Source organism: Streptomyces sp. 11x1, from assembly GCF_032598905.1.
Lineage (GTDB): Bacteria > Actinomycetota > Actinomycetes > Streptomycetales > Streptomycetaceae > Streptomyces.
Genome location: NZ_CP122458.1, coordinates 7,310,307 through 7,323,990, shown reverse-complemented (window position 1 = coordinate 7,323,990; position 13,684 = coordinate 7,310,307). Strand labels below are relative to the sequence as shown.

Genomic DNA, 13,684 nt, shown 5'->3' with positions numbered 1-13,684 from the left:
GATGCCCCATGAGCACCCTCGCCACCCTGCCGGCGGCAACCCCGGACACGGAGCGCACCCTGAGGCACCGCCGCGTCCGACAGACCTGGGGCCGGCCCTGGCTGTACCTGCCGCTCGCCGGCGCCCTCCTGCTGATGATCGCGCCGTTCCTGTGGATGCTGTCCGGCTCCTTCAAGCCCGAGGCCGACATCCGCCGAGTACCGCCGGTCCTGGTCCCGACGGCGCCCACGACCGCCAACTACGGTGAACTGTTCAGCACGCTCGACTTCACGAGCATGTTCGCCAACTCCGTGATCGTCGCCCTCGCCGTCACCGCGGGCAACCTGATCTTCTGCTCGATGCTCGGATACGCCCTGGCCAAGCTGGAGTTCCGCGGACAGCGCGCGGTCTTCCTCCTGGTCATGGGGACGCTCATGATCCCCGGCCTGGTCACCTTCGTACCGCTGTACGTGCTGGTGTCCAACATGCAGCTGACCGGGTCCCTGATCGGGCTGGTCCTGCCGTTCCTCGCCGGACCCTTCGGGGTGTTCCTGATGCGGCAGTTCATCTCCACCCTGCCCGACGAACTCATCGACGCCGCGCGGGTGGACGGCTGCCGCGAACTGGCCATCTTCGCGAAGATCATCCTTCCGCTGACCAAGCCGGCCCTCGCCACCCTCGGGATCATCACCTTCCTCGGCTCCTGGAACAACTTCCTGTGGCCCCTGGTCGTGGCCCAGAACGAGAGCCAGTACACCCTTCCCGTCGGCCTCGCCCTGGCCAGCAGCGGACAGTCCTTCACCCGCTTCGGCATCCTCCTCGCCGGCGCTGTGGTCGTGCTGCTGCCGGTGATGCTCGTCTTCCTCCTCTTCCAGCGCCAGTTCGTGGCCGGCATCGCCACCACCGGCCTGAAGTGACCTCCCGGCGCCCCGCCGCCGGACATCGACTCTCCGCCCCTCACCACTCATCACTGGGAGAACAACGTGGGACAGCCGGTCCGCACCGCCGTGTACCTGGACCCGGAAGCGACCGTGGAAGCGAGAACCGAGGACCTGCTGTCACGGATGACCCTTCCGGAGAAGGTCGGGCAGCTGCTGATGCTCGACGCGCAACACGGGGACCTGGAAGGCATCGTCTCGGCAAAGCTGTCCGGATCGGTCCTGCACGTGTCACCCGACCTGATGACGCAGGCCATGGAACTGGCCCGGCGGACACGGCTCGGCATTCCGCTGCTGACAGCTGACGACGGCATCCACGGGCACTCGTTCTGGCCGGGCGCGACGATCTTTCCGACCCAGCTGGCCATGGCCTGCGCCTGGGACCCCGCCCTGCTCCACCGCGTGGCCCGGGCGGCCGCGACCGAGATCGCGGCGACCGGGATCCACGGGACGTTCTCCCCCGTGCTGTGCATCACCCGGGACCTGCGCTGGGGCCGGATCAACGAGACGTTCGGCGAGGACCCGTACCTGATCGGTGAACTCGGGGCGGCGATGGTGCGCGGCTACCAGGGCGAGGGCCTCGGCGACCCGACCGCCGTGCTGGCGTACGCCAAGCACTTCGCCGGCTACTCCGAGACCCTGGGCGGGCGCGACGCGAGCGAGGCCGATCTCAGCCCGCGCAAGCTGCGCTCATGGTTCCTGCCTCCGTTCGAGCAGGCGGCCCGGGCGGGCTGCCGGGCCTTCATGCTCGGCTACCAGTCGATCGACGGGGTGCCCATCACCGCGAACGAGTGGCTGATCAACGATGTGCTCAAGGGCGAATGGGGCTTCAGCGGCACGCTGGTGACCGACTGGGACAACGTCGGCCGGATGGTCTACGACCAGCGGACCTGCGCCGACTACGCCGAGGCTGCGGCCGTCGCCGTCAACGCCGGCAACGACCTGATCATGGCCACCCCCGGCTTCTTCGAGGGCGCGCAGGAGGCGGTCGCCCGCGGCCTGGTCGAGGAGAAGCAGATCGACGACGCGGTACGGCGGGTGCTGCGGCTGAAGTTCGAGCTCGGACTCTTCGAGGACCCGCGCGTTCCCGACCCCGAGCGGCAGGCGCAGGTGATCGGCTGCCGCGCCCACGCCGACCTCAACCTCGAGACCGCCCGACGCTCCCTCGTACTGCTGCGCAACGACGGCACCCTGCCCCTCGAAGGAGGGCTGACCTCGGACGGAACCGGCCGCGCCGTGAGCCGGGGTACCGAGCGGACGATCGCGGTCATCGGCCCCAACGCCGACAGCACCGAAGCCATGCTCGGCGACTGGGCGGGCGCCACCGGCCAGGTCCCGTGGATGCCCGACGGCCATCCACGGGAGTCGGTGGAGACGGTCCTCGACGGCCTTCGCGCCGTCGCGCCCACCGGCTGGACCATCACGCACGCCCGCGGAGCCGACATCGCGAGCCCCCACCAGGACACCGGGTGGACCGTCGGCCCCGACGGCCAACCACAGCCGGACGTCTTCACCCCCGCCCCCGTCGACCAGGCACAACTCGGGCAGGCCATCGCCGCCGCAGAGGCCGCCGACTATGCCGTCGTGGTCGTCGGGGACACCATCGACCTCACCGGAGAGGTGCGCTCCACCGCCACGCTCGACCTCCAGGGAGGCCAGATCGCCCTGATGGACGCGGTCGCCACCACCGGCACACCCATGATCGTCGTACTCGCCCAGTCCAAGCCGAGCACCCTCCCGGACTCGGCACTGAACGCGGCCGCGCTCATCGAGGCGTTCAACCCGGGCATGCGCGGCGGCCGCGCCGTCGCCGAACTCCTCCTCGGACTCATCGAACCCAGCGGTCGGCTCCCCGTCTCCTTCGCGCGCCACGTCGGACAGCAGCCCGTCTTCTACAACCAGGTGCGAGGCCAGCACGGCAGCCGCTACGCCGATCTCACGCAGGACCCCCTGTTCGCGTTCGGCGAGGGCCTCACCTACACCACCGTCACCTACTCTGACCTCGTCGTGCACGACCCGGACATCCCCGCCGACGGCGCCGTCACCGCGACCGTACGACTCACCAACAGCGGCAGCCGTCCGGCCCTGGAGACGGTCCAGGCGTACATCAGCGACCTGACCACCAGCGTCACCTGGGCCGAGCAGGAACTGAAGGCGTTCACCCAGGTCGAGATCCCTCCAGGCGAAAGCCTGGACGCCACCGTCAGCATCCCCGCCGCGCAGTGCTCCCTCGTCACCGCCGACAACCGCCGCGTGGTCGAGCCGGGCGAGTTCGCGCTCCGCGTCGGGCCCAGCTCACGACGGGAGCAGCAGCTGAGCGCACGATTCCGCATCCGGGCCTGACGACATCCGAATCTGACAGCATCCGGACCTGACCGCGCCCCGCCCACAAGGCCCTGCGCGGGCTCGAAGACCCCCGCCCCGCCGACCCAGCCGCCCCGCCGCATCGAGGGCCGGCGGGGCGGGTCCAGCAAGACCGAAAGGCACGCGTGTGTCCACCACACCCAGCGATCCGCACCGCCCCGTGGCGCACCTGCGCCCGCCCCACCACTGGATCAACGACCCCAACGGCCTGGTCTTCCACGACGGCCACTACCACGTCAGCTACCAGTACAACCCCTACGGAGCGACCCACGCGAACCTGCACTGGGGCCACTTCCGCAGCCCCGACCTGCTGACCTGGGAGCCGCTGCCGATCGCCCTGTCCCCGACCCCGGGCGGCCCGGACGCCGACGGCTGCTTCTCCGGCAACGCCGTCTCCGACGGCGAACGGCTGGTGGCCTTCTACTCCGCGCACCGCGAGGACCGCTCCTTCCAGCACCAGCCGGTCACCTCCGCCATCTCCGACGACAGCGGCCGCACCTTCACCCCGCGGGGCGAACTACTCATCCCCGAGCTGCCCGAGGGCTGCACCATGTACCGCGACCCCTACGTCTGGCAGGACGGCGACCGCTGGCGGATGCTGGTCGGCGCCGCCCTCGCCGACGGCCGCGCCGCCGCCCTCCTGTACGACTCACCCGACCTGGAGACCTGGACCTGTCGAGGGCCCTTCGCGGCCCGCCGCCCGGAGCCCGTCGGCGACACCGCCCTGCACTCCGGCGAGGGCTGGGAATGCCCCCAGTACCTCCCGGCGGCGGACGGGCCCGGCGCCCTCATTTTCGGCACGTGGACCGAACCCACCGGCCCGCTGAGCGTCGCAGCCCTGATCGGCGAAGAACACGACGGCCGCTTCGAGGCGGGACCGGCGGTACCCGCCGACCACGGCCCCGACTGCTACGCACCGGCCCTGCTGCGCGCACCGGGCGGCCGGTGGCTGCTGTGGGCCTGGTCATGGGAGGCCCGCGACGAAGCCTGGGCCCTCGCGGACGGATGGGCCGGTGTGCTCACGCTGCCCCGCGAGATCCACGTCGACGACGACGGCACCCTGCGCCAGCAGCCCGCCGCCGAACTGCTCGCGCTGCGCGGCCGACACACCATCCACGCCACAGGAGCGACGGACGGCCCGTGGCCGGTGAACCTCGGCACCGTGGGCCGCGCCTTCGACCTGACGACACGTCTGGAGCCGACGGGAAACGCCGGCCTACGGCTGGTCACCACCCCGGACGGCTCCGAGTACCTCGACATCCTCCTCGACACCGACGCGGGTGACCTGGTCGTCGACCGTGACCACGCCTCACTGGACAGCAGAGCCCGCGGCGGTTCCTACCGGATGCCCTGCCCGGCGGACCAACCCGTCGACCTGCGCGTGGTCGTCGACCACTCCATCGCCGAAATCTTCCTGATCACCACCGGCCAGGTCCTCACCCTGCGCTTCTACCCCACAGGGCAGAGCCCCTGGCGACTGCGGGCCCGCACCGCACCGGGGACGCGCCTCGGCTTCGCGGTCGACGCCTGGGAACTGCACCCGCTCGTGATCAAGGAACCGAGTACCAGCGCCGCACAGTCGGCGCCGACGTCGCCGTAGCACCGATTCCGACCGGTCGATCCCCCACCTCGGCACTGTGTCCCACCCCCTCACCCAAGTACAGAACAAGCTGGTCCGAAGGAGGATCTTCCATGAGCTCGTACGGTCTCGGACGACGCCGGTTCCTGGCCACCGCGGTCGGCGTCGCCGCCGCGTGGACCCAGGTTTCCGGGAATGCCCTAGCCGCCCCGCGGCTGAAGCAGGCCCCACGTGACAATTCCGTCCGTGTGTGGCTGACGGACGTATCGGCCGACAAGTGGGTCGCCGGCCAGGACGATGTGCTGTTCAAGGCGAGGAAAGCGGCCAACCCGCTGACGATCAAGATCGACGACAGCGTCAAGTACCAGAAGGTCCACGGCTTCGGCGCGGCCATGACCGACTCCTCCGCCTGGCTCATCGACAAGCTGTCCCCTGCCGAGCGGGCCAAGCTGATGAAGAAGCTGTTCGATCCCTCGAAGGGAATCGGCCTCAGCCTCCTCCGCTCCCCGATGGGCGCCACGGACTTCAACGCGTCCGGCAGCTACTCCTACGACGACATGCCCGCCGGCCAGACGGACCCGACGCTGGCCAACTTCTCCATCAAGCATGACGTCCCGTACATCATCCCGGCCCTGCGGCAGGCCCTCTCCCTCAACCCGTCCCTCAAGGTCATGGCCAACCCCTGGAGCCCACCAGGCTGGATGAAGACCTCCGACTCCATGATCGGCGGCACCCTCAAGGGCGAGTACGTCTCCGCCCTGGCCGACTACTTCGTCAAGTTCGTCCAGGCCTACGACGAAGCCGGCGTGCCCATCTCCTACATCTCCCCGCAGAACGAACCCATGGGCACCCCCACCTGGCCCGGAATGTTCCTGTCCGCGTACCAGGAAGCCGAACTGATCAAGAAGGTCGGCAAGGCGTTCGAGGCCAACGGAATCTCCACGAAGATCCTCGCCTGGGACCACAACTGGGACGTGCCCTCGTACCCCGAGACGATCTTCAGTGACCCCGCCGCCTCCCGGTACACCGCCGGAACCGGGTGGCACATCTACAGCGGCGACCCGACCTACCAGACGCTGGTCCACAACGACTACCCGAGCAAGGAAACGTTCATCACGGAAGCCACCGGGGGCGTGTGGCAGGACAGCGACCAGACGGCGTTCACCGAGGCGCTGGGTACGTGGATCATCAACGGCACGCGCAACTGGGCGAACGGCGTGATGCTGTGGAACATCGCCCTCGACCCCGACCGGGGCCCGCTCAACAGCGACACGGCCGGCATCCCCATGCTGCGGGGCCTGCTCACGATCGACCCGGCCGACGGGCGGGTGTCCTACAACGTCGACTACCACGCCCTCGCTCACGCGAGCAGGTTCGTCAGGCCCGGAGCACGCCGGATCTACTCGAACACCTTCGGGGAAGGCAGCATAGAGAACGTCGCGTTCCAGAACCCGGACGGATCGAAGGTCCTGATCGCGCACAACTCGGGAAAGACGTCGAAGACCTTCAGCGTCGCGGACGGGACACACTCGTTCGACTACACCCTGAACGCCGGAGACGCCGTCACCTTCACCTACTCCGGGCCGGCGCGGAGCGGCAGCACCCCCGCAGCGGCCAAGGTCCCGGACCCGACACGCGACTTCGCGTTCAAGTCGGAGTCCGGTCCGGTCACCGTCACCTACGACCCGGCACTGCTGCCCCACCACAACTCCATCCGCACCGGAAACAAGCTGATCACGTACTCCCTGCCGATCGGAGCCTCAGTCCGCACGACCGGAAGGGCACTGAGCCGTACCAAGTGGACGGCCACGGCTTCCGCGCAGCCGGACTGGGGCAGGGCCGCGAACGCGATAGACGGCGACATCAACACCAAATGGAGCCTCGGGCACGGGACGACGAGCGGTGACTGGTTCCAGATCGACCTGGGGAGCCCCACGAGCTTCAACAAGATCGTCTTCGACACCGGCGTGAACAACTCGTTCGACTACGTCACGAAGTATCAGATCTACGTGTCGGACGACGGAGCCGAGTGGGGCAGCGCGATCGCGAGCGGCAGCGGGGGAATCGGGAAGATATCCGTCGCGCTGCCGACCCGTACGGCACGGTACATCCGCATCGTCAGCACCGCGGCCTCCGGCTTCTGGTGGGCCATCGGCGACATCGAGGTGTACGGGGCCCCGCGCGGAACCGGCTCCATCACGGCTCCGACAGCGGTGGCGAACGGCCTGCAGTCGAAGAGCTGGACCAGCAAGCAGGGGGACCAGGTCACCGTGGTCTTCAACGGGAGCGCTGACAGCAAGAGTTTCAAGATGTCCACCGACGGCTCGTACACCTATGAGCTGCCGGGTGGTACCTCGGCGATGTTCACGACCAAGAAGCTCTCGAGCTTCCCGTCGCCGGCCTTCAGCGAGCTGAAGCCGGAACGGGGCATAGCACGCTCCAAGTTCACGATTCACGGTTCCGGCTTCGGTGACTCGCAGGGGCTGGGCACGGTGTACTTCGGATCGGGCTATGCCGAGATAGACACGTGGTCGGACACGAGCATCAGCGCCTACGTACCGAAGGGACTTCCAGCGGGGAAGGTCACGGTTTCCGTGAAGGGAGCCACCGGAGCGGATGCCGGCGGCTCATCGTTCGACGTCATCGACCTGGGCCCCGCGCTGCCGCGCACGGGCTGGACCGCGACGGCTTCGGACGCCAGCCAGTGGGACGCGCCCGGCAACATGCTGGACGGTGATTCCGGCAACCGCTACAGCTCCGGAACCGGGCAGTACGACGGCCTCTGGATCCATGTGGACATGGGGCAGGCGCAGACCTTCGACAAGGTCGTCCTGGACGTCGGCGGAAGCATCGACGACTACGCGCGAAGCGCGGACGTGTACGTCTCGGAGGACGGAACCGACTGGACCAAGGTCTCCTCCGTGACGGACGGCCAGCGCGTCCAGGTGGTCTCCTTCCCCACGCGGACGGCTCGCCACATCAAGGTCGTCAACACCGCTGATGTCGCGAGTAACTGGTGGTCCATCGCGGAATTCAACGTCTACAACTGACCGAGCCCACGGTAGACGGCGTCTACGACTGACGGCGTCGAAACCGGGCGCTCCTTGCCCTTGCTGCTGGGCGGAGAGCGTGCGGCATGCCGGGTACGCGAGGAAGGGCCGGCTCGAGAGAGACCTTCTCTCGAGCCGGCCCTCCCGGTGATGCGGCTCCTTGTAGCTTCCCAATCCCCGCTCGGGGTGCCATCAGACCTGCTCGACGGATCTCCCCACCCGTTCCGGTCCTGTCCTGGGACGAGACTCCCCTGGCGAGGGGGCCCGATAGTCCGTCAGGGCCCGGGTGGTGGGTAGTTGCACATGCCGTAGCGGCATGTGGTGTCGTCGAGGGCACCACAGCACGAAAGGCCCTGTCTGCGATGTACCCCTCCGTCACACCTCCCCGTGAGGTCAGGATCGGCGATGCCGCCGCCTTCGCCGGAACCACCCCGCGTGCCATTCGTCACTACCACCAGATCGGTCTGCTGCCGGAGCCCGGGCGAGGCGGAGACGGACGCCGCCGCTACGGCTACGACGACATGATCCGCCTGCTGTGGATCCGCAAGATGTCCGAGGCCGGCATCAGCCTGGACGACATGCGGGCCGCCTTCGACGAAGCCCGGGACGTTGAGGACGTCCTGGGCCGACTGGAGGAGACCCTGGCCGCCCAGGAGGCCGACATCAAGCGTCAGCGCGCGGCAGTCCAGCGCCTGCGAGCCGTGGGCAGCCCCCTGGGCCTGCTCTCCCCGTTGGTCACGGACCGGCTCAGCCACCTGCCCTCTGGCGCACTGCGCCCCTCCGACCTGGACACCCTGCTGGTCACGGAACGGATCTTCGGGCCGCTGGGCGCCGCGATTCAGGCCAGTGTGTTCATCACCCTGGCGACCCATCCCGGCCTACGGGCCGAGGCAGACCGCCTCGACGCGGCCGACGCCGCCCTCGATGACACCGTCGACCCCCACGACCCGCAGGTCGAGGAACTCGCCGCCCGGCACTGCGCCCACCACAAGGCCCTGGAACAGGCCATGACAGCGGCCGGACTGGACGAGGCCGAGGAGAAACTCTTCGAGATCTACGACGCCGGGGCGAGCGGCGAGGACGACACCCGGATGAGTGCCTTCGAAGCGGTCACCAAGATGCCTCATGGCTTCTCCGCGGCCCGGACGCGGTGCATCGAACTCACGGGCCGGCTCCTTTACGGGGACCTCTCCGCAGGCAGCTGATCGCTGGTGTGGCCGTGCGTGAGGATCCCGGATCGGCCACCGACACGAAGCCGGTGTCTCGGCGTCTCGACACGGCCGCGAACAAGGGGTCTCGAACCCGCGCTCAACGGATTGGCCTACCAACGAGATGATGCTCCACCCCATGTCCCGGGTAGAGCATCATTCCTGACTTCGAGAAGCGAGTTGCAGACCGGACTGCGGGCAGACCTGGGTCGCGACGTTTCGATCGGATCAGCCGAGGACGTAGCTCTGATCACCGAAGTCGGCGACGATCTTCAACTTGCCGCCGAGCGCCTTGACGTAGGCGGCGAGGGTATCGACCTCGCTGCGCTCCAACTGGCCCTTAGTGAAGGCGAAATCCTCGGCCAGGTCTCCCCAGGCGACGGCCTGCGGGGCCTTGAGGTGATCAGTCATCGCGCCCCGTCCTTTCCATCGATTCGCTTCAGATGCTCCGCGTATGCCTGCTCCGCCTGCGGCACCGCGACGCTGTACCAGCCGGACCAGTTGCCCGCCTTGTCGCCGCCGACCAGAGTCACGGCCTGCCGGTCCGGGTCGAACACGAACAGCAACCGCACTTCCGTGGTCCCTGCCGAGCCGGGTCGAAGCTCCTTGAGGTTCGACAGCACCGAGCCCTTGATCGTGTCCACCAGAGGCCTACCCAGCGCGGGACCTTCTTCTTGAAGGGCAGTGACAGCCTGGCTGACCTGAATCAGAGTGTCACGGTCAGTGCGGCGCAGGCCGTGAGGCCAGGACAGAGCCGGCTCGACCACGACAATCTTCCAAGCCATGCACACGCCCCATTTGCAATTTATTACACTGGCGGCATACACCATTGACGTCATAATGGCAGATGTGAGGCCATGCTAGCCCGGTCGGGTTGGCCGACCCTCGGGTCTTGTACCGGGAGCCGGCGCGGATGCGACCGCCGTCCACTGAGTCAGGAAAGCCGGAATGGTTACAGTTGCAGCAGCCCAGGTGATGGGCCACTGCCATCGTCAGCGTCATTGACGGCCAGCTCCAGCACAGCTCCCGGCGCAGCTACCCGGGCCGGTGCAGATACCTCTTGCCCGGTCACAGCCCTCGACGCCCGCGCAACCCCCTCGACCTGCCGACTCCCTGAGACACCAGGTCTGCCCGGCCGCGCAGCACGGAACACCGCCATGATGGACGCCCTCATGGACCTCCACCCATGACCATCGCCGACCTGTTCGGCATCCACCCCAAGACAGCCGAACGCTGGGCCACCCTCGTCGGCGGGACCGGCCCGAATGTTTGGCCGCGCGACGGGCCGCACCGCAGGGCTAGGCAGTGGAGCAGGGCATTTGTTCCGAGTCTGATCGTTGCAGAGGCCCTAACAGAAGTTGTTGGTCATATGAATTTCTGGCGGCATCGGCCAACTGGCTTTGTTCACGAGAAGCGACAGCAGATATTCACCATTTCCGGAGGCGGTCACGAGGGCTGCAGCGTTCGAATTGTTCACGAGCTGCGGCAGCGCCATTGCCGATCCTCAGCGGCGGTACGCGGCTGTCGCGATCTCGATGAATGATCGGGTCAACGGGTTGGTGTCTCCTTCGTTGCACACCGCCACCACTCGGCTCGGCGCCATGTCGATCAGCGGCACCACGGTGAACTCCGCGGGCAGGTCGTGTCCGAGCGGGGCCAGGCCGACCGTGCCGTTCCACAGCACGGCCTGCAGGCATTCCTGGACGGCGCGCACCACTGGTCCCTCCCGCGGCCTGCCACCGTTCCAGTACGACTGCCAGATGGGGTCTGTGCCCTGCGGGAACTGGAACCACCGGCGGTCGCGCAGCTCGGCCAGCCGCAGCTCATCGCGGTGGGCCAGCGGATCGTCGGCGCGCAGGACCACGCCGACCGGATCGGTCCGCAGCGCACGCACCGTCAGGGCGGTCTCGTCGAACGGTGCCCGGGTGAGGGCGACGTCGACCAGTCCAGCGCGCAGTCCGCACGTCGGGTCAGTCAGATCGGTGTCGCGGATGCGGATGTCGACTCCGGGGTGGTTTCGGCGGTAGGCCGCGGCCAGCCTGGCCACTCCCGGGTCGGTGCCGTCGCCCAAGATGCCGACGGTGATAGTCGCGACGCCGGCTGCTGCGCTCACACGTACCCGGACGCGGTCGGCGTGGTCGAGTAGGGCTCGCGCCTCGTCGAGCAGCACCGCGCCCACTGGAGTGAGCGTGACGCCGGTGGTCGAGCGGGCGAAGAGCAGGACCCCGACCTCGGCTTCCAACTGCTTGATCGCCCGGCTCAGCGGCGGCTGACTCATATGCAGTCGGGTAGCGGCCCGGCCGAAGTGGAGTTCCTCGGCGACCGCCACGAAGTAGCGCAAGGTCCGTAGCTCCACGCTGCAACGATACCCATGAGGTATCGGCTCTGCTGAATGGGTCTTGGACACCGGTGGGGTCCCGGCGGTGCACTCGTGACCATGACCGAAAAAGCGAAGACCAGCGAGCCGCAGGCCGACCCCGCCGTATCGGTGGTGGGTCCCCACGACGGCGAGACGATCGTTCTGGGCGCCACGCGCATGCGCGTTCTGGAGGACGGCAGCCACACCGGGCACCGCCTCGCGATCGCCGAGTCCGTCCTCGCCCCGCACACGCAGGGCCCGCCGCAGCACCGCCATGGTCAACACGACGAGGGCTTCTATGTCCTCTCCGGCACCGTGCGGTTCACCGTCGGGGACAAGGACTACGACGCCGCCGCGGGGACGCTCGTCATGGTTCCGCCCGGCACCCCGCACACCTTCGCCAACCTGACCGACCAACCCGCCGTCATGCTCAGTACATTCACACCCGACCTGTATGTGCAGTACTTCCGAGACCTTCATGAGGTGCTCGCATCCGGGCAGCCGCTGACGCCACAGGCCAACATCGACACAATGAGCCGCTACGCAACACAGCCCGCGACCGACCTCGCCTGAAGTCGGCGGGACGGAACGGCCCGGCAGCCCTCCTTTCGGCCTCTGGGGCCGTGGCGCTCCCGCCTTTCGCCTCCGAACCCCTCGGACGAAGGACCGGCCGTCTCCAGGGGCTTCCCTGGCACTCGACGCAATCGACAGGACCCCGCGAACCGGGGCCCCGTGAACGGAAACCATGAACATCGCCTACTGGCTCGTCGCGGGACTGCTCGCGCTCTTCTACTTCTACGCAGGCACGCTGAAGGTGATCCGCAGCCGCGATCAACTCCGACCGATGATGGCTTGGGTCGACCGTACTCCCCTGCCCGCCCTCAGGGCGCTGGGGGCGGTCGAAATACTCGGCGCGGCCGGTCTGGTCCTGCCACCGCTGACCGGTACCGCTCCTTGGCTGGCGTCAGCCGCAGCCATCGGCTTCCTACTTCTGCAGACCGGTGCGATCGCCGTTCACCTGACTGGAGAAGACCGCCGGATCACACTCAATGTCGCACTCACCGCCACCGCGGCCGTGACCGTCTGGTTGGCCACCAGGCCGTGACCGTGGCTCAGTCCTCGACCGGCGGAGGCGACTGCTCGGCCAGCCGCCTCACGGCCGCCGTCACTTCTCATGAACATCGAACACGCCGCCGTCCACGCGCTGCGCGGTGAGGCGCACACCTGCTGTCGAAACTCGTGAACGAAGCCAGCCAACAGATCACTCGCGATGGCGGTCCGCGTAAGATCATCGCCCGAGGGGTGGTGGCATGGCCATGAGGAACTACCGGTGGCGCGTGGCGATCACGGCGGCACTGCTGCTGGCCGGCTGCGGCGGTGGCGCGGAGAGCGACAGCTGGAACGGCAAGGCGGTGGCGCTCACGAAGGAACAAGTACGGGAGACGTTGCCGGATGGCGGGGCCATGAAGCGTTGGAAGGAGTCGGCTCGGCCCACGACCGTTGAAATGGACAAGCTCAACTACCGTTCGGAGGCCTGCCCAATCAAGGGCAACGCGGGCTGCGAGAACTCCCGCTTCTTCGGCGGCTCGACTTTCCGGCGCAACGACAACGCCGCCAGCGTCACCTTTCTGATCATCGCCTACGACAGCGAACAGGCTGCCCGTAAGGCGTACGACGTGCTCTGGGACGGCTACTACGGCAAGAAGGCGGGACAGCGGGCCAAGACGTTCAGCCTCGGCCCGATCGGTGACGAGCGTGACGCCCGGTTCGGTTCCGCTGGATACTTCGGTGAGCCCGGCGCCGTGACCCAGACCCGGGTCGGCACGACGCTGCTGTGGACGCTGGCGGGTTCCATGGACAAAGACAAGGACGGCGTCAACGAGCACAGTGTCCGGGACCTAGCCACGGTGCTCGCCAAGCGGGCCCGACAGGCCCAGAACGGGGACGCGCCTTCCGCCGCGCTCGAGGGCTGACCGGGCGGCCACGCCGGGACCCGCCCCGCTTCTGGAGAGCAGAGGAGCTAATCCACCCGAACTTGGTCCCGCTGCACGAGCTCTTGACGGTCCTAACAGACGCATCCCGTGCACGGGTCAGATCCCCTGCGTTGTGGGCCTTCTCCGCCTCGGCCGCCAGTTCCTGAGCAACCGCCAGGTCCAGGCCTCGAACCCGCTACCGGAAGGACTGCCGATGCGCCCCGTAGACATCGA

12 protein-coding genes are annotated in these 13,684 nt (G+C 68.1%); 8 read left to right on the top strand and 4 right to left on the bottom strand.

All coding sequences use genetic code 11. The features are described from left to right. Window positions 1-8 precede the first annotated feature (8 nt). From P8T65_RS32205 to P8T65_RS32185, 5 genes are all read left to right on the top strand, one after another. Entirely contained in the window at window positions 9-896 is an 888-nt protein-coding gene (locus tag P8T65_RS32205; RefSeq protein WP_316728701.1) for a carbohydrate ABC transporter permease, read from the top strand. 66 nt (window positions 897-962) lie between these two features. Next, window positions 963-3,260 carry a glycoside hydrolase family 3 N-terminal domain-containing protein gene (locus P8T65_RS32200; protein WP_316728700.1) on the top strand — a complete coding sequence of 766 codons (2,298 nt, stop codon included), beginning with the start codon at window positions 963-965 and terminating at the stop codon, window positions 3,258-3,260. A 148-nt stretch (window positions 3,261-3,408) separates the two neighbouring features. Next, window positions 3,409-4,881, top strand: a complete 1,473-nt coding sequence (locus P8T65_RS32195; RefSeq protein WP_316728699.1) for a glycoside hydrolase family 32 protein — start codon at window positions 3,409-3,411, stop codon at window positions 4,879-4,881. A 92-nt stretch (window positions 4,882-4,973) separates the two neighbouring features. Next, window positions 4,974-7,910 carry a discoidin domain-containing protein gene (locus P8T65_RS32190; RefSeq protein ID WP_316728698.1) on the top strand — a complete coding sequence of 979 codons (2,937 nt, stop codon included), beginning with the start codon at window positions 4,974-4,976 and terminating at the stop codon, window positions 7,908-7,910. 362 nt (window positions 7,911-8,272) lie between these two features. Continuing rightward, window positions 8,273-9,115: a MerR family transcriptional regulator gene (locus P8T65_RS32185; RefSeq protein ID WP_316728697.1), complete on the top strand. Its 843-nt coding sequence runs from the start codon at window positions 8,273-8,275 to the stop codon at window positions 9,113-9,115. 231 nt (window positions 9,116-9,346) lie between these two features. Here the strand turns inward: P8T65_RS32185 and P8T65_RS32180 are convergent, their stop codons facing one another. From P8T65_RS32180 to P8T65_RS32165, 4 genes are all read right to left on the bottom strand, one after another. Then, on the bottom strand, window positions 9,347-9,529 hold the full coding sequence (locus tag P8T65_RS32180; protein ID WP_316728696.1) for a hypothetical protein: 183 nt from the start codon (window positions 9,527-9,529) through the stop codon (window positions 9,347-9,349). Then, window positions 9,526-9,903 (bottom strand): type II toxin-antitoxin system RelE/ParE family toxin, encoded by a 378-nt coding sequence (locus tag P8T65_RS32175; RefSeq protein ID WP_316728695.1) that lies wholly within the window; start codon window positions 9,901-9,903, stop codon window positions 9,526-9,528. The genes P8T65_RS32180 and P8T65_RS32175 overlap by 4 nt, the downstream gene beginning before the upstream one ends. A 563-nt stretch (window positions 9,904-10,466) precedes the next feature. Next, window positions 10,467-10,613, bottom strand: a complete 147-nt coding sequence (locus P8T65_RS32170; RefSeq protein WP_316728694.1) for a hypothetical protein — start codon at window positions 10,611-10,613, stop codon at window positions 10,467-10,469. A gap of 9 nt (window positions 10,614-10,622) precedes the next feature. Then, window positions 10,623-11,474, bottom strand: a complete 852-nt coding sequence (locus P8T65_RS32165) for a LysR substrate-binding domain-containing protein (protein ID WP_316728693.1) — start codon at window positions 11,472-11,474, stop codon at window positions 10,623-10,625. Between the two features lie 81 nt (window positions 11,475-11,555). On the opposite strand from P8T65_RS32165, the gene P8T65_RS32160 reads away from it, so the two are divergent. From P8T65_RS32160 to P8T65_RS32150, 3 genes are all read left to right on the top strand, one after another. Beyond that, on the top strand, window positions 11,556-12,050 hold the full coding sequence (locus P8T65_RS32160; RefSeq protein WP_316728692.1) for a cupin domain-containing protein: 495 nt from the start codon (window positions 11,556-11,558) through the stop codon (window positions 12,048-12,050). 172 nt (window positions 12,051-12,222) lie between these two features. Then, complete coding sequence (locus tag P8T65_RS32155; protein WP_316728691.1) at window positions 12,223-12,582, top strand: DoxX family protein; 360 nt, start codon at window positions 12,223-12,225, stop codon at window positions 12,580-12,582. A gap of 205 nt (window positions 12,583-12,787) precedes the next feature. After that, window positions 12,788-13,450 (top strand): hypothetical protein, encoded by a 663-nt coding sequence (locus P8T65_RS32150; protein ID WP_316728690.1) that lies wholly within the window; start codon window positions 12,788-12,790, stop codon window positions 13,448-13,450. Window positions 13,451-13,684 lie beyond the last annotated feature (234 nt).